Origin of the sequence: Mycobacterium heidelbergense, assembly GCF_010730745.1 — a bacterium.
GTDB classification, from domain to species: Bacteria; Actinomycetota; Actinomycetes; order Mycobacteriales; family Mycobacteriaceae; genus Mycobacterium; species Mycobacterium heidelbergense.
The window spans coordinates 2,534,517-2,555,777 of the sequence record NZ_AP022615.1 but is presented as its reverse complement, the minus strand read 5'-3'; the positions used below and the strand labels follow the sequence as shown (position 1 = coordinate 2,555,777).

At 70.4% G+C, this 21,261-nt stretch carries 19 protein-coding genes; 4 read left to right on the top strand and 15 right to left on the bottom strand.

Features of this window, described 5'->3' with window-relative positions; genetic code table 11:
• Positions 1-42 precede the first annotated feature (42 nt).
• Entirely contained in the window at positions 43-1,260 is a 1,218-nt protein-coding gene (locus G6N25_RS11955) for a DNA polymerase III subunit delta' (protein ID WP_083073795.1), read from the bottom strand.
• A gap of 113 nt (positions 1,261-1,373) precedes the next feature.
• Between G6N25_RS11955 and G6N25_RS11950 the strand changes: the two genes are divergently transcribed.
• Positions 1,374-3,020 (top strand): adenylate/guanylate cyclase domain-containing protein, encoded by a 1,647-nt coding sequence (locus G6N25_RS11950; RefSeq protein WP_142272599.1) that lies wholly within the window; start codon positions 1,374-1,376, stop codon positions 3,018-3,020.
• Here the strand turns inward: G6N25_RS11950 and topA are convergent.
• The 3 genes from topA to cspA all read right to left on the bottom strand — a co-directional run bounded on the left by topA (position 3,017) and on the right by cspA (position 7,004).
• Entirely contained in the window at positions 3,017-5,824 is a 2,808-nt protein-coding gene (gene topA / locus G6N25_RS11945; RefSeq protein ID WP_083073758.1) for a type I DNA topoisomerase, read from the bottom strand. The genes G6N25_RS11950 and topA overlap by 4 nt on opposite strands.
• 194 nt (positions 5,825-6,018) lie before the next feature.
• Entirely contained in the window at positions 6,019-6,618 is a 600-nt protein-coding gene (locus G6N25_RS11940; RefSeq protein ID WP_083073759.1) for a hypothetical protein, read from the bottom strand.
• A 182-nt stretch (positions 6,619-6,800) separates the two neighbouring features.
• A complete protein-coding gene (cspA, locus tag G6N25_RS11935; protein WP_007166602.1) occupies positions 6,801-7,004 on the bottom strand; it encodes a cold shock protein CspA in 204 nt (67 codons plus the stop codon).
• Between the two features lie 259 nt (positions 7,005-7,263).
• On the opposite strand from cspA, the gene G6N25_RS11930 reads away from it, so the two are divergent.
• Entirely contained in the window at positions 7,264-9,588 is a 2,325-nt protein-coding gene (locus G6N25_RS11930) for a DEAD/DEAH box helicase (RefSeq protein ID WP_083073760.1), read from the top strand.
• Positions 9,589-9,740: 152 nt separating this feature from the next.
• Positions 9,741-10,778 carry a PAS domain-containing protein gene (locus G6N25_RS11925; protein ID WP_083073761.1) on the top strand — a complete coding sequence of 346 codons (1,038 nt, stop codon included), beginning with the start codon at positions 9,741-9,743 and terminating at the stop codon, positions 10,776-10,778.
• Here the strand turns inward: G6N25_RS11925 and G6N25_RS11920 are convergent.
• From G6N25_RS11920 to ssd, 7 genes are read right to left on the bottom strand one after another with little or no spacing between them, the layout of a single operon-like run.
• Positions 10,775-11,074 (bottom strand): Rv3654c family TadE-like protein, encoded by a 300-nt coding sequence (locus tag G6N25_RS11920; protein ID WP_308204525.1) that lies wholly within the window; start codon positions 11,072-11,074, stop codon positions 10,775-10,777. The two genes, G6N25_RS11925 and G6N25_RS11920, sit on opposite strands and share 4 nt — an antisense overlap.
• A 31-nt stretch (positions 11,075-11,105) precedes the next feature.
• On the bottom strand, positions 11,106-11,396 hold the full coding sequence (locus G6N25_RS11915) for a TadE family type IV pilus minor pilin (protein ID WP_142272607.1): 291 nt from the start codon (positions 11,394-11,396) through the stop codon (positions 11,106-11,108).
• Positions 11,397-11,431: 35 nt separating this feature from the next.
• Positions 11,432-11,623, bottom strand: a complete 192-nt coding sequence (locus G6N25_RS11910) for a DUF4244 domain-containing protein (RefSeq protein WP_142272606.1) — start codon at positions 11,621-11,623, stop codon at positions 11,432-11,434.
• A 27-nt stretch (positions 11,624-11,650) separates the two neighbouring features.
• Complete coding sequence (locus tag G6N25_RS11905) at positions 11,651-12,241, bottom strand: type II secretion system F family protein (RefSeq protein WP_179961666.1); 591 nt, start codon at positions 12,239-12,241, stop codon at positions 11,651-11,653.
• The gene (locus tag G6N25_RS11900; protein ID WP_083073764.1) at positions 12,238-13,038 is read right to left on the bottom strand and encodes a type II secretion system F family protein; all 801 of its coding nucleotides are present in this window, start codon (positions 13,036-13,038) and stop codon (positions 12,238-12,240) included. The genes G6N25_RS11905 and G6N25_RS11900 overlap by 4 nt, the downstream gene beginning before the upstream one ends.
• A complete protein-coding gene (locus G6N25_RS11895) occupies positions 13,035-14,198 on the bottom strand; it encodes a TadA family conjugal transfer-associated ATPase (RefSeq protein ID WP_083073765.1) in 1,164 nt (387 codons plus the stop codon). The genes G6N25_RS11900 and G6N25_RS11895 overlap by 4 nt, the downstream gene beginning before the upstream one ends.
• Positions 14,195-15,244, bottom strand: coding sequence for a septum site-determining protein Ssd (ssd, locus tag G6N25_RS11890; protein ID WP_083073797.1), 1,050 nt, complete (start codon positions 15,242-15,244; stop codon positions 14,195-14,197). The genes G6N25_RS11895 and ssd overlap by 4 nt, the downstream gene beginning before the upstream one ends.
• Positions 15,245-15,736: 492 nt before the next feature.
• Between ssd and G6N25_RS11885 the strand changes: the two genes are divergently transcribed.
• The gene (locus G6N25_RS11885) at positions 15,737-16,594 is read left to right on the top strand and encodes an HAD-IB family hydrolase (protein WP_083073767.1); all 858 of its coding nucleotides are present in this window, start codon (positions 15,737-15,739) and stop codon (positions 16,592-16,594) included.
• Positions 16,595-17,033: 439 nt separating this feature from the next.
• Here G6N25_RS11885 and G6N25_RS11880 read toward each other — a convergent pair whose 3' ends face one another.
• Genes G6N25_RS11880 through G6N25_RS11865 form a run of 4 tightly spaced genes read right to left on the bottom strand, consistent with a single transcriptional unit; the run spans position 17,034 to position 21,260 of the window.
• Positions 17,034-17,804, bottom strand: coding sequence for an oxidoreductase (locus tag G6N25_RS11880; RefSeq protein ID WP_083073768.1), 771 nt, complete (start codon positions 17,802-17,804; stop codon positions 17,034-17,036).
• 6 nt (positions 17,805-17,810) lie between these two features.
• The gene (locus G6N25_RS11875) at positions 17,811-19,469 is read right to left on the bottom strand and encodes a dipeptide ABC transporter ATP-binding protein (RefSeq protein WP_083073798.1); all 1,659 of its coding nucleotides are present in this window, start codon (positions 19,467-19,469) and stop codon (positions 17,811-17,813) included.
• The gene (locus G6N25_RS11870) at positions 19,466-20,341 is read right to left on the bottom strand and encodes an ABC transporter permease (protein WP_083073769.1); all 876 of its coding nucleotides are present in this window, start codon (positions 20,339-20,341) and stop codon (positions 19,466-19,468) included. Before G6N25_RS11870 ends, G6N25_RS11875 begins: the two co-directional genes overlap by 4 nt.
• Positions 20,334-21,260, bottom strand: a complete 927-nt coding sequence (locus G6N25_RS11865) for an ABC transporter permease (protein ID WP_083073770.1) — start codon at positions 21,258-21,260, stop codon at positions 20,334-20,336. Before G6N25_RS11865 ends, G6N25_RS11870 begins: the two co-directional genes overlap by 8 nt.
• Between the last annotated feature and the right edge of the window lies 1 nt (position 21,261).

The window sequence follows — 21,261 nt, the reverse complement described above, 5'->3', positions numbered from 1 at the left end:
CCCTCACGCCGGGCGGCACGAGTCTACGGCAGGCGGGCGGACTCACCCAAGTTCCTGACCGATGGTGGCGACCATCGCGTCGACGGCGAACTTGGGTTTGACGTTGATCGCCAGGGCCTCCCGGCACTCCAGGACCGCTTCGATGCAGCGCAGCAGGCGCTCGGGCGAGGCATGGGTGGCCAGCGCCGTCACCCGGTCGGCCATATCCGGATGATTGGCCCGAACCCCCCCGGCTCCCGAAGTAGCCCCAGCCGAGACCACCAGCGCATCCCGGAAATAGGTCGCCAGGTCGATCAGCGCCCGGTCCAGGGCATCGCGCGACGCCCGGGTCTGGCGGGACTTCTGCCGACGCTCGAGATCCTTGAGCGCGCCCGTGACGCCACGCATCGTTCCGGCGGTGCCCTTGCCGGTGCCGCCGGCGCCCAGCGCCGTGCGCAGCTCCTCGGTCTCGGCCTCCGCACGGTCCGCGGTCAGCACCACGGCCTCGGCGTCGGCCGCCGCCACCAACTCCTCGGCGGCGGCATACGCCCGCGACGGGGTCGCGGCGTCGCGGGCCAGTCCCAGCGCCCGCTCGCGTCGCTGCCGGGCCTCGGGGTCGGTGGCCAGGCGGCGCGCCCGCCCGACGTGACCGCCGCTGACCGCCGCCGCCCAGTTCGCCGTGTCGGCGTCCAGGCCGTCGCCGCCCTGCAGAACGCGCGCGATCGCCTCGGTCGACGGGGTCACCAGCGCGACATGCCGACAGCGGGAGCGCAGCGTGACCGCGATGTCCTCGGGATCCACCGACGGCGCGCACAACAGGAACACCGTCGACGGCGGCGGTTCCTCGACGACCTTCAGCAGCGCGTTCGCGGCACCCTCGGTCAACCGATCGGCGTCTTCGATCACCACGATCTGGCGGTGCCCGGTGGTCGGGCGGCGCGACGCGATCTGCACGATGGCGCGCATCTCGTCCACGCCGATCGACAGGCCCTCGGGAATCACCCGCCGCACGTCGGCGTGGGTTCCGGCCATGGTCGTCGTGCAGGCGCGGCACCGCCCGCAGCCGGGTTCCCCGTCGGAGGTGCATTGCAGCGCGGCCGCGAAACACAGGGCCGCGATCGAGCGTCCCGAACCGGGGGGGCCGGTGATGAGCCACGCGTGTGTCATAGTCCCGCCGGTGGCCCGGCTGTGAGCCGAATCACCGCGATCCGCCCGGGCGGCGGCCAGCAGCTCGGCCACGACCGCCTCTTGGCCTACCAGCCGCGTAAACACCCCGGACATCACCGGCAACAGTAGCGACACCGGCCGACGGGTACCGACCGGCCACCTTATCGCGACAATTCCGTTACCTTTCCGGCCGTTTCGGCAGCTATCGGCGACTTGCCGCGACGCTCATGGTTTTCCGCCAAGTCCGTGTTGCCCGATACGGTGGTTTGATGGCAACCGCGGCAGCACTGCCCGGGCGGATCAGCGCATTCGTCCGGTGGGTGGTGCGCACCCCCTGGCCGCTGTTCTCGCTGAGCATGCTGCAGGCCGACATCATCGGCGGCCTCTTCGTGCTGGGCTTCCTGCGCTACGGCCTGCCGCCCCAGGACCGCATCCAGTTGCAGGATCTGCCGCCGGTCAACCTGGCGATCTTCATCAGCGTCGTGGTCAGCCTGTTCATCGCCGGGATCGTGTTCAACCTCAAACTGCTGCTGCCGGTGTTCCGGTGGCAGCGCCGCGACAACCTGCTCGCCGAGGCCGACCCGGCCGCCACCGAAGTGGCCCGCAGCCGCGCGTTGCGCATGCCGTACTTCCGGGCGCTGACCAGCATGGTGTCCTGGTGCATCGGCGGTGCGGTGTTCATCGTCGCCAGCTGGTCGGTGGCCAAGTACACGGCGCCCGTCATCGCGGTCGCCACCGCGCTGGGCGCCGCCGCGACGGCGATCATCGGATACCTGCAATCCGAGCGCGTGCTGCGGCCGGTGGCGGTCGCCGCCCTGCGCAGCGGCGTGCCGGAGAACGTCAAGGCACCCGGCGTCATCCTGCGGCAGATGCTGTCCTGGGCGCTGTCCACCGCGGTGCCGCTGCTGGCGATCGTGCTGGCCGTGGTGTCCGACAAGGCTTCCCTGCTGCACGCCACGCCCGAGAAGCTGTTCAACCCCATCCTGCTGCTGGCGGTGACGGCCCTGTGCGTCGGGCTGGCCAGCACGCTGCTGGTGGCCATGTCGATCGCCGATCCGCTGCGTCAGCTGCGCTGGGCGCTGGCCGAGGTGCAGCGCGGTAACTACAACGCGCACATGCAGATCTACGACGCCAGCGAGCTGGGCTTGCTGCAAGCCGGCTTCAACGACATGGTGCGTGAGCTGTCCGAGCGGCAGCGGCTGCGTGACCTGTTCGGTCGCTACGTCGGCGAGGACGTGGCCCGCCGGGCCCTGGAACGCGGGACCGAGTTAGGCGGTCAGGAGCGCGACGTCGCGGTGTTGTTCGTGGACCTGGTCGGCTCCACCCAGCTGGCTTCGACGCGACCGCCCGCCGAGGTGGTCCACCTGCTCAACGAATTCTTCCGGGTGGTGGTGGACACCGTGGGCAAGCACGGGGGGTTCGTCAACAAGTTCCAGGGCGACGCCGCGCTGGCCATCTTCGGCGCGCCGATCGAACACCCCGACTCTTCCGGCGGTGCGCTCGCCGCCGCCCGCGAACTGCACGACGAACTCCTCCCGGTGATCGGCTTGGCGGAGTTTGGCATCGGCGTGTCATCGGGTAGGGCGATCGCCGGCCACATCGGCGCGCAGGCCCGCTTCGAGTACACGGTGATCGGCGACCCGGTCAACGAGGCCGCCCGGCTCACCGAGCTGGCCAAACTCGAGCCCGGCCACGTGCTCGCGTCGGCGATCGCGGTCAGCGGCGCATTGGACGCCGAGGCGTTGTGCTGGGACGTCGGCGAGGTGGTCGAGCTGCGCGGCCGCGCCGCCCCCACTCAACTGGCCCGACCGGTGAAATTGGCTGTCCTCGAAGAGGTTTCCAGCGAACAGGTCTCCAGCGAGGTACGCGGCTAGCCGTTCCGCCTGGCGGCCCTCTTCGCCGGCGCCCTGCGGGTGCTCTTCTTCGCGGGCCGCTTCGCCGGACCCCGGGCCCGCCGGTCGGCCAGCAGTTCGGCGGCGCGTTCGTCGGTGATCGACATCGCGTCGTCGCCCTTGCGCAGGCTGGCATTGGTTTCGCCGTCGGTGACGTACGGCCCGAATCGGCCGTCCTTGATGACCATCGGCTTGCCCGACGCCGGATCGGTCCCCAGCTCCCGCAGCGGCGGCGTCGAAGCGCTCTGCCTGCCCCGGCGTTTGGGCTCGGCGTAGATCTTCAGCGCCTCGTCGAGGGTGATGTCGAACATCTGATCCTCGGTCGCCAGCGAACGAGAATCGTTGCCGCGCTTCAGGTATGGGCCGTAGCGCCCGTTCTGCGCGGTGATCTCCTCACCCGTTGCCGGGTCCACGCCGACGACCCGGGGCAGCGACAGCAGCCTCAGCGCATCCTCGAGCGTGACGGTCTGCAGGTCCATGCTGCGCAGCAGCGAGCCGGTCCGGGGCTTGGGGCCGGTGGGTTTCTTGCCCTTCTTGGCGGGCTCGCCGCCGTCCATGTCGGCGGGCGGCTCCGGCAGGATCTCGGTCACGTACGGCCCGTAGCGGCCGTCCTTGGCGACGATCTCGTGACCCGTGTCGGGATCCACACCCAAGACGCGTCCCTCTTGGGGTGTGGCGAAAAGCTGTTCGGCGACCTCCAGCGTCAGCTCATCGGGGGTCAGCGAGTCATTGAGGTTGGCCCGTTGCGGCGTGGGCTCGCCGTCGTCGCCGGTCACCAACCGTTCCAGGTAGGGCCCGTTCTTGCCCACCCGAACATAGATCGGACGGCCCTGTGCGTCGTCAAACACCTTGATGGAGTTGACTTCTCGAGCGTCGATGCCTTCGAGGTTGACGCCGACGAGCTTCTTCAGGCCACCCGAGCGGGCCACCGAGTCGGGCACGCCGTGGTCGCCGCCGAAATAGAAATTGTTGAGCCAGTTGGTGCGTTGCTCGTTGCCCGACGCGATCGCGTCCAGCTCGTCTTCCATCGCCGCGGTGAAGCCGTAGTCGACCAGCCGGCCAAAATGCTGTTCCAGCAGGCCGGTGACGGCGAACGCGACCCACGACGGCACCAGGGCGCTGCCCTTCTTGTACACGTAGCCGCGGTCCTGGATGGTCTTGATGATCGACGAGTACGTCGACGGGCGGCCGATGCCCAGCTCCTCGAGCGCCTTGACCAGCGAGGCCTCGGTGTAGCGCGCCGGTGGGTTGGTGGCGTGGCCGTCGGGGGTGAGCTCGAGGGCCGCCAACCGCTGGCCCTCGGTCAGGTGCGGCAGCCGGCTCTCGGCGTCGTCGGCCTCGCCGCCGGCCAGCTCGTCCACGGTTTCCACGTAGGCCTTGAGGAACCCGGCGAACGTGATGGTGCGCCCGCTGGCGGAGAACGTCACCTGCCTTTCTCCGGCGGGACCACCCGCCGCGCCGGCGATCCGCAGGCTCAGCGTGGTGCCGCGCGCGTCGGCCATCTGCGAGGCCACCGTGCGCTGCCAGATCAGCTCGTAGAGGCGGAATTCGTCGCCGTCGAGCTCGCGGCGCACCGCGTCCGGGGTGGCGAACGTCTCGCCGGCGGGCCGGATCGCCTCGTGCGCCTCCTGGGCGTTCTTCACCTTGCGGGTGTATTGGCGCGGCGACGGCGAGACGTACTCCTCGCCGTACAGCTGACGCGCCTGGGTGCGCGCGGCGTTGATCGCCGAGGACGACAGCGTCGTCGAGTCGGTGCGCATATAAGTGATGTAGCCGTTCTCGTAGAGGCGCTGGGCGATGCTCATCGTGCGCTCGGAGGAGAACCGCAACTTGCGGCCGGCCTCCTGCTGCAGCGTCGACGTCATGAACGGCGCATACGGGCGCCGGGTGTAGGGCTTCTCCTCCACCGACGCCACCGACAGCTGCGCGCCCTGCAATCCCGTCGCCAGCCCGGTCGCGCCGGCCTCGTCCAGGATCACCACCTCGTCGGCCTTGCGGAGCTGACCCAGCGAGTCGAAATCGCGGCCGGTGGCGACCCGCAGCCCGTCCAGATTGGTCAGCCGGGCGGTGAAGGTGGGCGGCTGGGCCTGCGGGTCGGACACGCTGGCGTCCAGCTGGGCGACGATGTCCCAGTACGACGCGCTGCGGAACGCCATCCGGTCGCGTTCGCGCTGCACGATGATCCGGGTGGCCACCGACTGAACGCGGCCGGCCGACAGCTTGGGCGCGACCTTCTTCCACAGCACCGGGCTGACCTCGTAGCCGTACAGCCGGTCCAGGATGCGGCGCGTCTCCTGGGCGTCGACGAGGTCGATGTCCAGGTCGCGGGGGTTTTCGGCGGCCTCGAGGATCGCCGGCTCGGTGATCTCGTGGAAGACCATCCGCTTGACCGGGACGTTCGGCTTGAGGGTTTCCAGCAGGTGCCAGGCGATGGCCTCGCCCTCGCGGTCACCATCGGTGGCCAGATAGAGTTCGTCGACGTCCTTGAGGAGGCCCTTGAGCTCGCTGACGGTGCTCTTCTTCTCCGGGCTGATGATGTAGAGCGGCTCGAAGTCGGCGTCGACGTTGACTCCGAGCCGGGCCCACGGCTCGGACTTGAACTTGGCGGGCACGTCGGCCGCGGCCCGGGGCAGGTCGCGGATGTGGCCGCGCGACGACTCGACGATGTAGCTAGAGCCCAGGTAGCCGGCCAGTTTGCGCGCCTTGGTCGGCGACTCGACGATGACAAGTCGCCGACGGCTCCCATTTCCGCCGCTGACGCGGTCCTTTAGCTTCGGGTTAGCCAACTGCGCGTACGCTCCATCCCTTATCCCGGCCCCCCTGCGAGGCCGCCCTGCAGGAAGAATGACAGGCCCGCGCCCGAAATTCCGGTGAAATTCAGATACGCCAGCGTTCCTTCGCTTGAGGGCACCTGACAATTTCGCACCCTTGGGCGGGCGTTCGCAAACCGGCTAGCCAAATCGCGTGTCCCGGCGCGGGGCTAAACCCGGGGCCACAGCGGCGGCGCGTCGGGACCATCGGGAGGGTCTCCCACGTTCTCTACCAGGCGCGATAGCCTGCGACGGCCGCTGATACGAAGAGCCGGCCGGCCGCCGCGGGTGCCGATCAGGGTGGGCGCGATCCCCACCCGCATCAGGGCCGACGCCAGGGGGGAATGCGTGTCGGGCGCGTGTGGATCCAGTCCCAGCAGGTAATGGTCGCCCTCGGGGTGACCGGCCGCCAGCGTCCACGCCCGCAATTCGCGCGGCCCGGGCAGCCAGCGCGGGGGCACCGTCTTGACCGCGCCGCGCGTCCATTCCGCGGCGAGGGTGACCAACGAGGGGGTTACCGTTGTCCTCACCAAGGGAGTGTCCTCGTCGGTGCGGCTGATCTCGGGCACCAGACCCGCCTCGCGGATCATGTCGGCCAGCGCCGCGGCCCGCCAGGGCTGGTCCACCACGACCGAAAGCCGAGCGCCCTGCACCTGGTTCTCGGCCGAAGCGCCGACCAGGACGATCTGGCCGGAGGCCGCCAGCACCCCGGAGAGATCGGCGACCGCGGGCGGCACCGACTCCGCTGTGAAGAAGGAAAGCTGGCTCACGCCAACGACAGTAGGCCAGGTCGCACGTCCGCGCTTTGAGGCTTTCGGCGCGGCGGCCCGGGGCCGACGGTGCGCCGGGCATCCCGCCGCTGGTTGGGCGACCAGACAGAAGGCGAAAACCCCCCGGCGGGATCCGTTTAAGCGGGATTGCGCGGGGGGTTTCCGTGGAGAATCTGCTCTACTCAGACGGAGCGGACTCCGGTGGCCTGGGGGCCCTTAGGGCTGTGGCCGATCTCGAACTCGACCTTCTGGTTTTCTTCAAGGGTGCGGAAGCCCGAACCCTGGATCTCCGTGTAGTGGACAAAAACATCCGCGGAACCATCTTCCGGGGCAATGAAGCCAAACCCCTTCTCCGCGTTGAACCACTTCACAGTTCCCTGTGGCATCTCTCGATCTTTCCTTTTCTTCTGGGTGCGGGGCATCGCGTTTCGATGCCCCGGGCCGCGTACGACCGCCATACCTCGCGGAGCCGCCGGAACTTCACCCGACCGATAACCTCGCAGGAACCGCGGCCGCAACGTTGTTCCTGCGAAAGTTTGACACGAACACAGAAGCTGCGACCGCAAACAGTCAACCATGTTCATGGCGTCGGCGACAGACTTGTGTCTTTAACCGATTACAAGACGGATTCTTGGAGGGTGTGAGGTGGCGAGTTTCGGCAGCGACCTGCTCGCCGTCGCCCTCGCCGGTACGGCGGCCGGGGAACGTCCGCTGCGCCACGTCGCGGAGCTGCCGGCCCGGGGCGGCCGGCGGGACAGCTGGCCCGACTGGGCCGACCCCGACGTGGTGCGCGCGTTCGCCGACCGCGGCATCAGCCGCCCGTGGACGCACCAGGCCGCGGCCGCGGAGCTGGCACACGGCGGGCGTCATGTGGTGGTCAGCACCGGCACCGCGTCGGGCAAGTCGCTGGCCTACCAGCTGCCCGCGCTCAACGCGCTGGCGACGGACCCGCGGGCCCGGGTGCTGTACCTGTCGCCGACCAAGGCGCTCGGCCACGACCAGTTGCGCACCGCCCACGCACTGACCGCGGCGATTCCGCGGCTGCGTGACGTCGCGCCCACCGCCTACGACGGCGACAGCCCCGCCGAGGTGCGTCGCTTCGCCCGCGAGCGCTCGCGATGGTTGTTCTCCAACCCCGACATGATCCATTTGTCGATACTGCGCAACCATGCCCGCTGGGCCGTCCTGTTGCGCGGCCTGCGGTTCGTGATCGTCGACGAATGTCATTACTATCGTGGCATTTTCGGCTCGAACGTGGCGATGGTGCTGCGCCGGCTGTTGCGGCTGTGCGAGCGCTATGCCCCCCAACCCGGCAAGGCGCCCACGGTGATCTTCGCCAGCGCGACCACGGACTCCCCGGGCGCGACGGCCGCCGAACTCATCGGCCGTCCGGTCGAGGAGGTCATCGAGGACGGCTCGCCGCAGGGGGCGCGGACGGTGGCGTTGTGGGAACCCGCCTTGCGGGCCGACGCGACCGGCGAGAACGGCGCGCCGGTGCGCCGCTCCGCCGGTGCGGAGGCGGCGCGCGTGATGGCCGACCTGATCGCCGAGGGGGCGCAGACCCTGACGTTCGTTCGGTCGCGCCGGGCGGCGGAGTTGACCGCGCTGGGCGCGCGGGCGCGGCTGGACGACGTCGCCCCGCAGCTGGCGGGCACGGTGGAGTCGTATCGGGCCGGCTATCTCGCCGAGGACCGCACCGCGCTGGAGCGCGCGCTGGCCGAGGGCCGGCTGCGCGGCCTGGCCACCACCAACGCGCTGGAGTTGGGCGTCGACATCGCCGGGCTGGACGCCGTGGTGCTCGCCGGTTTCCCCGGGACGGTCGCGTCGTTCTGGCAGCAGGCCGGCCGGTCGGGACGGCGTGGCCAGGGCGCGCTGGTCGTGCTGATCGCCCGCGACGATCCGCTGGACACGTATCTGGTCCACAACCCCGCCGCGCTGCTGGGCAAGCCGGTGGAGCGGGTCGTGATCGATCCCGCCAACCCCTACATCCTCGGCCCCCAACTCCTCTGTGCGGCGACCGAGCTCCCGCTCGAGGAAACCGAGGTCCGGGATTTCGGCGCCACGGAGGTGGCCCAGGGTCTGGTCGACGACGGGCTGCTGCGACGGCGCGGCGGCAGGTACTTCCCGGCGGCCGGCATACAACCGCACGGCGCGGTGGACATCCGGGGGTCGGCGGGCGGGCAGATCGTCATCGTCGAGGCGGACACCGGGCGGCTGCTGGGCAGCGTCGGGGCGGATCAGGCCCCGGCGTCGGTCCACCCGGGAGCGGTACATCTGCACCGGGGCGAGACGTACGTCGTCGACTCGCTGGACTTCGAGGACGGGATCGCCTTCGTCCACGCCGAGGACCCCGGCTATGCGACGTTCGCACGCGAACTCACCGACATCGCCGTCACCGGGGTCGGTGAGCGCCGTGAGTTTGGGCCCGTCACGCTGGGTCTGGTGCCGGTCAAGGTCACCCACCGCGTCGTGGGCTACCTGCGCCGCCGGCTTTCCGGCGAGGTGATCGACTTCATCGAGCTGGACATGCCCGAACGTGTGCTGCCCACCGCCGCGGTCATGTACACGATCACCCCGGATGCCTTGTCGCGCGGCGGCATTGAGGCGACGCGAATTTCCGGGTCGTTGCATGCCGCCGAGCATGCGGCCATCGGCCTGCTGCCCCTGGTGGCCAGCTGCGACCGCGGCGACATCGGTGGCATGTCCACCGCGATCGGTCCCGACGGGCTGCCCGCCGTCTTCGTCTATGACGGCTATCCGGGCGGGGCGGGCTTCGCCGAACGCGGCTTCCGCCGGGCCCGCACCTGGTTGGCCGCGACGGCCGCGGCGATCGAGGCCTGCGAATGCCCGAGCGGATGCCCGTCCTGCGTGCAGTCCCCCAAATGCGGAAACGGCAACGACCCACTGGACAAGGCGGGCGCGGTGCTGGTGCTGCGCCTGGTGCTGGCGGAGTTGGGTCAGGTCTCCTGAGCCGGGCCCGGGACGCACCGGCGCCCGCCGGAACGGGGCATCGCGCCGGCTCGCTGCGGCCAATGACGTTGTGCGGCCGCGCGGCTGACGTCGGCGGCGCGGTGTCCCCACGCTTTCAACGAGGCGTCGAACGGCCCGGTAAAATCGGCCGCATGGCCCACGACTGGTTGCTCGTGGAGACGCTGGGGGACGAGCCCGCCGTGGTGGCGCAGGGGCGGCAACTCAAAAACCTCGTGCCGATCACGACGTTTCTGCGCCGCAGTCCCCACCTGGCCGCGGTCCGCGCCGCGATCGCCGAGTCGGTGCACACCGGCCAGAGCCTGACCAGCATCACCACCAAGCGCGACCGTGTGATCCGCACCGAACCGGTAGTGATGTCCGACGGCCACACCCACGGCGTGCACGTGTGGACCGGCCCCGCCGACGCCGAACCCTCCGAACGGCCGATCCCCGGGCCGCTGAAGTGGGACCTGACCCTCGGCGTGGCCACCGATACCCGGGAATCGCTGGCCAACAGCGGCAAGAACCCCGAGGTCGAGGCCACCTTCGGCAGGGCCTTCGCCGAAGACCTTCCGTCGCGTGAACTCAACCCCAACGAAACCAAGGTGCTTGCCATGGCGGTGAAGGCCAAGCCCAACCAAATGATCTGCAGCACCTGGGATCTCACCGATTGGCAGGGAAACCCGATCCGGATAGGTTTCGTCGCATGCACCGCCTTGGAGCCGGGCCCCGACGGGCGGGACCACCTGATTGCGCGGGCGATGAACTGGCGCGCCGAACTCAAGGGCCCGGTGGTATCGACGGACGACCTCGCGCAGCGCATCCTGCACGGACTGGCCCAGGCCGGTGTCCATCGGGCGCTCGTCGATCTCCACAATTGGGCGCTGCTGAAATGGCTCGACGAGCCCTGCACCTTCTACGACTGGCGGGGAGCCAAGACGGACAGGCCGAAGGTCCATCCCGAAGACGAGCCCCTAATGTCATCTATGACAACGGAATTCGCTGGCGGGGCGACCAGTCGCGTACTGCGCATGCGCGGTCACGGAAACGATTGGGTGCCGGTGCATGTCACGATCAACAGGGTGGAACTCGAGCCGGACACCTTCGCCGGACTGGTTTCGCTGCGCCTGCCGAGCGACGAAGAACTCGCCGCCGCGGGCCTGCCGAAATCGCCAGGCGATACGACCTAACCACTCGGGCTGACAGGGCCGGCGCGGGCAGCGGCCCGCGCCGCACCGGCGAAGGCAACGCCAACCTGGACCGTGACGACCACGTCGAGACCGTCCACCTCGCACCGCGCGCCGTCGACCCGCATCTGGCGGGCCACCGCCGTCGCGCGGGCACAGGCCGAGCCCACCCCGGACGGAAGCCGGGCCGCGGCCGCCAACGCGGCCAGGTCGGCCGCCGCCTGTGCACGATGACGCGCCACCACCACCGAGCCGAGATACGCGCCCGCCCCGGCGACCCAGAGCAGCACAACCACCATCGCGACCGCAACCAGCGTGGCCGAGCCCCGATCAGCCCCCGGGCTCGACGGCGGAGACCGCTTTGGCCGCAATATCCAACGAGGGCAACAGCTTTGAGTGCGCGACCACCGTGGCCACCAGGAAGTCACCGTCGCGACGCACCTGGATCCGCGCCCCGACCGGCGCGACGCGGCGCGCGGCGTCGACCGCCGAACGTTCGTCGCCCCGCGAGGCCAGCCGGGCCGCCTCGCGGGCGGCGTCCACGCAACGCACCTGCATCGACATTGCGGTGACACCGGCCAGGCACAGCACCAGAACCACCACCAGCGCGGCGATCCCCAGGGCCGCCTCAACGGTGCTCGCGCCCGCACACCCGGCTAAACCTTGGTGCTGAGCGCGCGACCGATGATCTTGGTCAGCGCCGATACGACGGAATCGCCGGTGACGACGGTGTAGAGGATCGCGCCAAAGGCGGCCGCCGCTATGGTGCCGATGGCGTACTCGACGGTGGACATCCCCGACTCGTCGCTCGCCACGACGGCCATGCGGGCCAAGAACGCGCGGAACATGTTGATCACCAATGCCTTCCTTTCGTTTCACAGCAGGCCTGACTGCAGGACATCACCGGCCAACCCCGCCACCACCGGAACGACGCCCAGGCAGACAAACGCCGGCAAAAAGCACAGCCCGAGCGGTCCGGCGATCAAGACCCCGGCCCGCTCGGCGGCCGCGGCGGCCGCGTGTGCGGCCTCGTGACGAGACTGATCGGCCAATTCGGCGACGCCGCCGGCCAGGGCCGCGCCGGACGACGCCGAACGCCGCGCCAGCCGCAGCAGCGCGTCGATGTGCGTGTCGACGGAGCCGGCCGGTCGATCCGGCGAAATCGCCCATGCCACGGACGGATCGGCGCCCACCGCCAGCAGCTCGGCGGCGCGGCGCAGCGCCCGCGCCAGCGTCGGTGGTGCGGACGGGGCGATCGCCGCCGCGGCGGTCGCCACCGCCATGCCCGCCTCCAGGCACACGGCCAGCGCGTCGAGACCGGATGCGACCGCCAGCGGGTCCGGGCCGGCCGCGGCCCGAGACCGCGGCCGGTGCACGCGGGCCGGTATTCCGGCGCGCGCCCGCACCGCCGACGGCCCGGGGCCGACCCACAGCGCCATGGCCAGCAACACCGCCGCCGCGCTCACAACGCGGGCCGATCGGTGATGCGGTCCGACCACAGCAGCCCGCCACAGGCCAGCGTCGACCCGAGGACCAGCAGCCATCCGCCCGCGTGCCCGCCCAACAAGAAGCTCAGCGGTCGCGCCCCGACGAGTTGACCCAGCAGCACCCCGAGGGCCGGCAGGCCGGCCAGTATCCCCGCGGTGGCGCGCGCACCGGCCATGCCCGACGACACTCGCGCCGAAAACCGTTGCCGTTCGGCGATATCACGCTGCGCGGCGCGCATCAGGGTGGCTATCGCCAACCCGTGGTCGCTCGCCAGCTGCCAGCACACCGAGAGTCGGTCCCAATGGGCGGGCAGCGCCGACGATCGTGCCGCGGCGCGCAAGCCGGCCCTGACGTCGGCACCCAACCTGGCCCGCGCCGCGACCGTGCGCAACGACACGGCAACCGCCCCAACGGTTTCGTCGGCCGCCACGCGGAACGCGCGCACCGGATGAGAGCCCACTCGCAACTCGCCGACCAACACGTCGAGGGCGGTCTCCAGCGCCCGCCCCTCGTCCGACGCGCGCCGCATCCGGCGCCGGCGCCGGTAACGCGCGCCCGCGGTCGCGCCCACCACCGCGGCGGCGAGGACGGTCGTCGTCGGCAGCAGCACGGCGGCCGCCACGAGGGCGCACGCGCCGATGCAGGCGATGCCACGGGGCCCGACGACGAGCCGCCGGCGTTCACGACCCGGCGTCGCGATCCGGTGCCGCGCCGGCGACGGAAACACCACCAGCGCAAGCGATAGCGACAGGGCGGCAAGGGTAAGGCCGTTCACGCCGACATCCGGCTTCGCAGCAGGCGTTCCAGAACGCCCGCGTCGTCCGTCATTCCCCGGTCCGCATGCCACACGGTGACCGCCCGGACCCGCCCGTCGCTGTGGCGCAGCACGGCGATCTCGGCGAGCCGACGCCGACCGGCCCGGTCCCGCGCGACGTGCAGCAGAACCTGCACCGCCGCGGCGAGTTGACTGTGCAGTGCCGCCCGATCGAGGCCGCCCAGCGCGCCCAACGCCTCCAGCCGCGCGGGAACCTCGCCCGGATTGTTGGCATGCACCGTGCCCGCGCCGCCGTCGTGGCCGGTGTTCAGCGCCGCGAGGAGGTCAACGACTTCGGCGCCCCTGACCTCGCCGACCACGATGCGGTCGGGCCGCATCCGCAACGCCTGCCGAACGAGTTCGCGCACGGGGACCTCGCCGACACCTTCGACGTTGGGGCACCGCGCGACCAGCTTGACCAGATGCGGATGCCGGGGCGCCAGCTCGGCGGCATCCTCGACGCACACGATCCGTTCCGCGGGCGGCACCGCACCGAGCAGCGCGGCCAGCAAGGTCGTCTTCCCGGCCCCGGTGCCCCCGCACACGAGGAAGGCCAACCGGGCGGCGATGATGTCGGCGACCAGCGCGGCGGCCCGGGAATCGACCGCGCCGGCGGCGGTCAGTGCGGCCAAATCCTGGGTGGCCGGCCGCAATACCCGCAACGACAGGCAGGTGCCTCCGGCGGCGACCGGCGGCAACACCGCATGCAACCGCACCGCGAACCCCCCGGCACCGATGCCGGTCAGCTGGCCGTCCACCCAGGGCTGCGCGTCGTCGAGACGCCGGCCGGCGGACAACGCCAGCCGCTGCGCCAACCGCCGCACCGCCGCCTCGTCGGCAAAGCGAATCCGGCTGCGCCGCAGACCGTTTCCATCGTCGACCCAGACCGCATCCGGCGCGGTGACCAGGACATCGGTGGTGCCGTCCGCGCATAGCAGCGGCTCGAGGATGCCGGCTCCGGTCAGTTCGGTCTGGAGGACGCGAAGATTGGCAAGCACCTCGGTATCGCCGAGCATCCCGCCGGACTCGGCCCGGATCGCGTCGGCCACCACGCTGGGCCGCAGCGGGGCGGATTCGGCCGCCAGCCGCTCGCGCACCCGCTCGATCAACGAGCCGCTCACGCCGCCCGGCCGATCCGGCCACGCCCCGCACGCGGCAGGACGGCCAGCACCCGGCGAGCCGCCACCGCGACCCCGGATCGCCGGCCCAACCGCAGGCCACCGCGTTCCAACTGCTGGGCGAGCTGCGGCTGCGCCTTGATGGACGCCAGGAGCGGCAGGCCGGTGATGTCGGCGACCTCGGCCGCCCGCAATCCGCCGGGCGACGGACCCCGCACCACCAACCCGAGGTTGGGATTGATCGCGGCGAGCACCGGAACCATTGCCGCGGTCGCCGCGCACGCGCGCACGGCGCATCGGCCGGCCACGACGACGAGATCGGCGGCATCCAGGGCGGTTTGCGTCGCCTCGGTGAGGCGGCGGGGCAGATCGCAGATCACGGTGGCACCGCCGCGGCGGCCGGCATCGACGACGGCCTCCACCGGCGCGCCTTCGAGCTCGTAGTCGCGACGTGTGCCGGACAGCAGGCTGATTCCGCGATGTCGCGGGAGCGCCTCGCGCACCGCCGACCAGTTGAGCCGGCCGCCCTGTAGCGCCAGATCGGGCCACCGCAGGCCCGGTGCGGTCTCGCTGCCCACCAGCAGGTCGATGCCGCCGCCCCACGGGTCCAGGTCCACCAGGAGCGCTTCGGCGGCGGCCTGCGCCAAGGCGACCGCGAGCAACGACGCGCCGGCACCGCCGCAGCCGCCGATGACGGCGACGACGTCGCCGCGCGGCTCGTCGTCGCGCGCCGATTCGCCGGCTTCGGCGAGCGCGCGGATCAACTCGCGCTCCTGCCCTGGCAGCCTCAGCACGTGTTGGGCGCCGACCGCGACGGCCGACGACCACGTCGCCGTCGCGGGTTCGGCGACGGTCAGCAGGCTGACGTGGGCACGCCGCGGCAGCGCCGCTTTCCCGCACCGATCCGCCGCCGCCTCGTCCAGCACCACCGCCGCGGCGGCCGACCACGTCTTCCGGCTCACCGCGCCCGCGCCCGCGTGAACCACCCGGGCGCCGACCGCCGCGGCCACCCGGTCGAGCTCGTCGCGTAACTCCGGATCCGTCAACACCGCCAACACGCCCAAGGAACTCGACGCTTTTGTGCGGATGGTGCCAGTCACCCCCTCACCATGCGGGGCGCAAATGGTGGCACACCAGTGCCAAAGCCGGATTTGTGGATAGAGACGCAAGTGTGCACAAACGCGCCGGCCGGCGGCGCGGCCGGCGCGCGGGGACGGGTTCCCCGCAACGGGCAGCGGCCACGGGCTCGGCGCCCCGCCGCCGCAAAATACTTACCCCACAAAAGGGACGACCCCCGCCAGGGGGGGAGGAGGCGAGGGTCGTCGTGCATCAGCCCCGGGGGGTCGGGCTGATACACCCTCGGCTCAGGCCGAGTACTGCTTACTATACACATGACAGTCCGCACTAACGCAATAGTTGTTCTATCGAAAAAACACGTTGAGCCGCAAAAACACCGGCCGTCACGCCTGCCACACCCCCGCTGAGCCGCCGTTTTGCGCGCAACGCCGCAGCGCGTTGCGGCATCGACCTATGCTGGGTCGGTGACCGTCCCCGACCCGGCCGCTCCGCAGCAAACCTCCCCCGAAACAGCTTCGACCACCGCGTCCCGCGCCCGGACCGCCGCGTTCTTCGACCTGGACAAGACGATCATCGCCAAGTCCAGCACGCTGGCGTTCAGCAAACCCTTCTTCAACCAAGGGCTGCTCAACCGCCGCGCGGTGCTCAAGTCCAGCTACGCCCAGTTCATCTATCTGCTCTCCGGCGCCGATCATGACCAGATGGACCGGATGCGCATTCACATGACCAACATGTGCACCGGTTGGGACGTGGAGCAGGTCAAGTCGATCGTCAACGAAACGCTGCACGACATCGTGACTCCGCTGGTGTTCGCCGAGGCCGCCGACCTCATCGCCGCCCACAAGCTGTGCGGCCGTGACGTCGTCGTGGTCTCGGCGTCCGGCGAGGAGATCGTCGCGCCGATCGCCCGGGCGCTGGGCGCGACCCATGCCATGGCGACCCGGATGGTCGTCGAGGACGGCAGGTACACCGGGGACATAGCGTTCTACTGCTACGGCGAGGGCAAGGTGCAAGCGATCCGCGAGCTGGCCGCGCGCGAGGGCTACCCGCTGGAACACTGCTATGCCTACTCCGACTCGATCACCGACTTGCCGATGCTCGACGCCGTCGGCCACCCCAGCGTGGTCAATCCCGACCGCGGCTTGCGCAAAGAAGCCAACGAGCGTGGCTGGCCGGTCTTGACGTTCTCCCGGCCGGTGTCGTTGCGCGACCGAATTCCGGCACCGTCGGGTGCCGCGATCGCGACCACCGCCGCCGTTGGCATCACGGCGCTCGCCGCCGGCGCGGTCACCTACTCGTTGCTGCGCCGCTTCGCGTTCTAGCCCGGGCGCGACGGTCAGCAAATACTTCACTCGGACAATAGATTTTGCTTCGGAATTAGGCCTTGCTGTGCTAGGGGTCTAGTAGTACAAAGGAACCACGGAAGCCCGGTGAGGCCAAGACCGATCCGGAAGAGAAGGGTCGTTCTCCCGATCCGGGCGCCTAGGCACGGCACCCGGCACCCACGCGGAGTCATAGCCGCGATAATGGCAGAAGTGTTGCGGGCCTGCGTAATTGCGAAAAGCGGAAGATGTTGACGGCCCTTTGGGTGGGGTTGTAACCGGATGCGTCGCAAGATCGCCGAGGCCAACCCACGCAGCCCAGAAATGCACGCTTGGTAACCGAGTTCCGTGCTAGCGGGCGGCGGACCGAATATTTCGGGACGCCGCCCGCTCTACATTTATTCGGACGGATTATCCGGCGTCCTTTCCGGGCCGCCGGCTACCGACTCGATAGCGACTCGGCGATCGACACGGCCTCCTGCGCACCGGCTCGCATCGCCCGGCAACACAGCACCACCCACGCGCCCACACCGTCCGGCGTGCCGTCCGCGAATCCACCCGCGGCACCGCGATAGTCCGCCGGCTGGCGCATCCAGCTCACCTCGGGCACGCCCAGTCCGTGCGGATCCAGTCCGCTGGCGATGGTCACCAGTCGCGACACCGCGCGGGCCACCACTCCGTCCGCACTGCCAAAAGGCTTCAGGGTCAGCAATTCTCCGTGTGCGACCGCGGCCACCACCGGCGCCGGCACCCGCGTGCCGCCGGTCACCAACTGCGCCAGCAACTCCAGGCGCGGCCCCACCCCGGCATCGGCCCGCGGCCGGCCCAGCCGACCTTCATCGACCTGCTCGGCCGCGGCCAGCATGTGCAGGCGGGCCAGCGCCTGCAACGGGGCCCGCTGCCAGATGCCGATCAGGGGTCCCCCGCCACCCTCCAGCGCCTGGGCCACTCGCAACGCTCCGCCGAACACCGGATCGCTGACTCCCCCGTTCCGCAGGGCAGCCTCCGCGAGATCGTCCAGCCGCACCGGGCCGCCCTCGAGCACCGACGAGGCGCGCGCCGCCCGCAACGCCGCCTCGGCGGCCGTCACCGGCCAGCCCCGCAGGTTCGCGCGGTGGCGGTGGGCGCGGCCCAGCGCGTCGCGGGCCCGGTCGCTGGCCTCGGCGACGCCGGGGAGGTCCATCAACGGGGCAAGCGGGTCAGCCGTCACAGGTTGTCACCCTCTCTTCGGACTATTTCGGAGCGCCGGCGGGCGTGGAATGGCCTCCAGCAGCCGGCGGGTGTATTCGTGGCCGGGCCTGGTGAACAGCTCCTCGGTGGGCGCCCGCTCCACCACCCGGCCGGCGCGCATCACCAGGACGTCGTCGGCGATCTGCCGGATCACCGCCAGGTCGTGGCTGATGAACAAGTAGGTCAGCCCCAGTTCGGCCTGCAGCTCGGTGAGCAGCTCCAAGATCTGCGCCTGCACCAGAACGTCGAGCGCCGAGACCGCCTCGTCGCACACCAGCACCTCGGGCCGCAGCGCCAGCGCCCGCGCGATCGCGACGCGCTGCCGCTGGCCGCCCGAGAGTTCGCGTGGCAGCCGGCCCAACACCGACGACGGCAGCGCCACCTGATCGACAAGCGCGCGCACCGCCCGCGCGCGCTGCCCGCGGTCGCCCACCCGATGTATCCGCAACGGCTCCTCGATGGCGCGAAACACCGAATACATCGGATCCAAACTGCTGTAAGGGTTTTGGAACACCGGCTGCACCCGTCGGCGAAACGCCAACGCCTGCTTGCGGTCCAGCTGGTCGCCGATGGCAACGCCGTCGAAAGCGACGGTGCCCGAGGTGGGTTGGAGCAGACCCAACACCATCCGCGCCAGTGTCGATTTGCCCGAGCCCGACTCCCCGGCGATCGCCAGGGTGCTCGCCCGGCGCAGGCGAAACGACACGGCGTCGACGGCGCAAAACTCCGTTCGCCGCCACGGCGCCCCGTGGGACTCGCGATACACCTTGGTGAGTTCCGACGCGACGAGGATATCGTCGCGGGGTGCGTTCGCGGTCCGCGGCCGGGTTCGGGGCGAACTCCTCGCGGTCAGCGACGGGGCGGCGGCCACCAGTCGTTGGGTGTACTCGTGGTGCGGGTCCTGTAGGATTTGTTGTGCCGCACCGGATTCCACCACCGCCCCGCGATGGACCACGACCACGGACTCGGCCCGTTCGGCGGCCAAGGCCAGGTCGTGGGTGATCAGCAGCAGCGCGGTTTCGAGTTCGTCGGTCAGATGCTGCAGATGGTCGAGCACCTGGCGTTGCACGGTGACGTCCAGCGCGGACGTCGGCTCGTCGGCGATGAGCAGCTTGGGCCGGCCCGCCAATCCGATCGCGATCAGCGCGCGCTGGCACATGCCGCCGGACAGCTGATGCGGGTACCGGCCGGCCTGTTTCGCCGGGTCGGGCATGCCCGCCTCGGCGAGCAGTTCGAGGGCGCGTCGCCGCGCCCCGCTCCCACCGGCGTTCGCGCGCAGGGCTTCGCGGATCTGGAAGCCCACCTTCCAGACCGGATTGAGATTGGTCATCGGATCTTGGGGCACGTAGCCGATGCCGCGCCCCCGGATCGATCGCAGCAGCCGGCGGTCGGCCCTGCGATCGAACGAGGTGATGTCGCGCCCGTCGAAAACGATGCGTCCGGCGGTGATTCGCCCTCCGGGCGGCAGCAGTCCGAGGACCGCGGCGGCCGTGGTGGATTTTCCCGATCCCGATTCGCCGACCACCGCGACCGTATGACCGCGCGGCACGGTGAGGTCCACGCCGCGCACCGCGGGCGCCCGGGCGCCGAACCTGACTTCCAGGCCCTCGACCGACAGCAGCGGCGCTTCGCCGGTGCGGCTCATGCGCGCCACGCCCGCGAGGCCGGGTCCAGGGCGTCGCGCAACGCGTCACCCATCATCATGAAGGCCAGCACCGTCATCGCCAGCGCGCCGGCCGGATAGAACAGTATCGGCGAGCCCGACCGCAGCCGGCTCTGCGCCAGGCTGATGTCGCCGCCCCAGGACACCACCGTTGTCGGCAGCCCGACGCCGAGGTAAGACAACGACGCCTCGGTGACGATGAACACGCCGAGGGCGATGGTGGCCACCGCGAGAACCGGACCCAGGGCATTGGGCAGGGCATGCCGCAGCATGATCTGGAAGTTCGTCAACCCCAATGCTTTTGACGCAAGCACATAATCGCCGGCCCGCACCTCGAGCATCGCGCCGCGAGCGATCCTGGCTATCTGCGGCCAGCCGAACAGGGCCAGGATGGTGATCACCGTCCACACCGTGCGGTGATGCATGACCCCCATGATCACGATGGCGGCCAACAGCAACGGCAGCGCGAAGAACACATCGGTGATGCGTGAGACGACCGCGTCGATCCAGCCGCCGTAGAAGCCGGCCAGCGCGCCCAGCGCCCCGCCGACGACGAACACGAGCAGGGTCGCGCCGAGCCCGACCGTGACCGAGGCCCGGGCGCCGTAGACGGTGCGCGCGTAGATGTCGTGGCCCTGCAGGTCGGTGCCGAACCAGTGCGCGGCCGAGGGCGGAAGCAGGCTCTGGCCGGGATCGGCATAGGCGGGATCGATCCCGGTGAACAACGCCGGAAACATCGCGACGACGACAATCAGGATGATCAGGACGGCGGCGACGACGAACTTCGGGCGCCGACACAGCGTGCGCCCGGTGTCGCGCCAGAAGCCGTGGCGGTCCGGGATGCGTTCAGCCATAACGAATCCGGGGGTCTAGGGCGGCGTACAGCAGGTCCACCACCAGGTTGGATATCAGATAGACCAGCACCAGCACCGTCACGATGGACACGACCGTCGGCGCTTCCTGCCGGGTGACGGCTTGGTACAGCACCCCGCCCACGCCATGGATGTTGAAGATGCCTTCGGTCACGACGGCCCCGCCCATGAGCGACCCCAGGTCGGCGCCGAGGAAGGTCACCACCGGGATCAGCGAATTGCGCACGATGTGCACCGTTACCACCCGTCGCCGCGACAGCCCCTTGGCGGTCGCGGTGCGGACATGGTCGGCGTGCGCGTTGGTGGCCACGGCGGACCGGGTCAGGCGCACCACGTACGCGAACGACACCGAGCCCAAAACGATTCCGGGCAGCAGCAGCCGCGCGAAGGTCGCGCTCTCGCCCACCGTGACGGGCGCGATTCCGAGCCGGACCCCGAACACGAATTGCGCCAGAAAGCCCAGCACGAATATCGGGATCGCGACGATGACAAGGCCGGTGATCAGCACCGTGGAATCGAAGACGCTGCCCTCACGCAGGCCGGCGATCACGCCGAAGCCGATGCCGAGCACCGCCTCCACCGCGACCGCGATCAGCGCCAGCCTGATGGTAACCGGAAACGCGTGCGCCAGAACGGCGCTGACCGGCAGCCCGGAATAGGCGCGGCCCAGGTCGCCGTGCAGGATTCCGCCCAGGTAGCGCAGGTACTGCACCGCGAAGGGATCGTCGAGGTGATAGCGGGCGCGCAGCGCCGCGGCCACCGCGGGACTCAGCGGGCGGTCGCCCGCCATCGCCGCCACCGGATCACCGGGCAGCAGGAAAACCAGGCCGTAAATCAGCAGGGTGGCACCGAGAAAGACCGGCACCATGACGGCGATTCGGCGAGCGAGGTACCAGCCCATC

Excerpts from the sequence above, each read along its gene's own strand:
- G6N25_RS11955 (WP_083073795.1), bottom strand. The coding sequence starts at position 1,260 with ATGTCCGGGGTGTTTACGCGGCTGGTAGGCCAAGAGGCGGTCGTGGCC.
- G6N25_RS11920 (WP_308204525.1), bottom strand. The coding sequence starts at position 11,074 with ATGGTGGTTGTGCTGCTCTGGGTCGCCGGGGCGGGCGCGTATCTCGGC.
- G6N25_RS11875 (WP_083073798.1), bottom strand. The coding sequence starts at position 19,469 with ATGAGCCGCACCGGCGAAGCGCCGCTGCTGTCGGTCGAGGGCCTGGAA.
- G6N25_RS11910 (WP_142272606.1), bottom strand. The coding sequence starts at position 11,623 with ATGTTCCGCGCGTTCTTGGCCCGCATGGCCGTCGTGGCGAGCGACGAG.
- cspA (WP_007166602.1), bottom strand. The coding sequence starts at position 7,004 with ATGCCACAGGGAACTGTGAAGTGGTTCAACGCGGAGAAGGGGTTTGGC.
- G6N25_RS11870 (WP_083073769.1), bottom strand. The coding sequence starts at position 20,341 with ATGGCTGAACGCATCCCGGACCGCCACGGCTTCTGGCGCGACACCGGG.
- G6N25_RS11865 (WP_083073770.1), bottom strand. The coding sequence starts at position 21,260 with ATGGGCTGGTACCTCGCTCGCCGAATCGCCGTCATGGTGCCGGTCTTT.
- G6N25_RS11950 (WP_142272599.1), top strand. The coding sequence starts at position 1,374 with ATGGTTTTCCGCCAAGTCCGTGTTGCCCGATACGGTGGTTTGATGGCA.
- G6N25_RS11925 (WP_083073761.1), top strand. The coding sequence starts at position 9,741 with ATGGCCCACGACTGGTTGCTCGTGGAGACGCTGGGGGACGAGCCCGCC.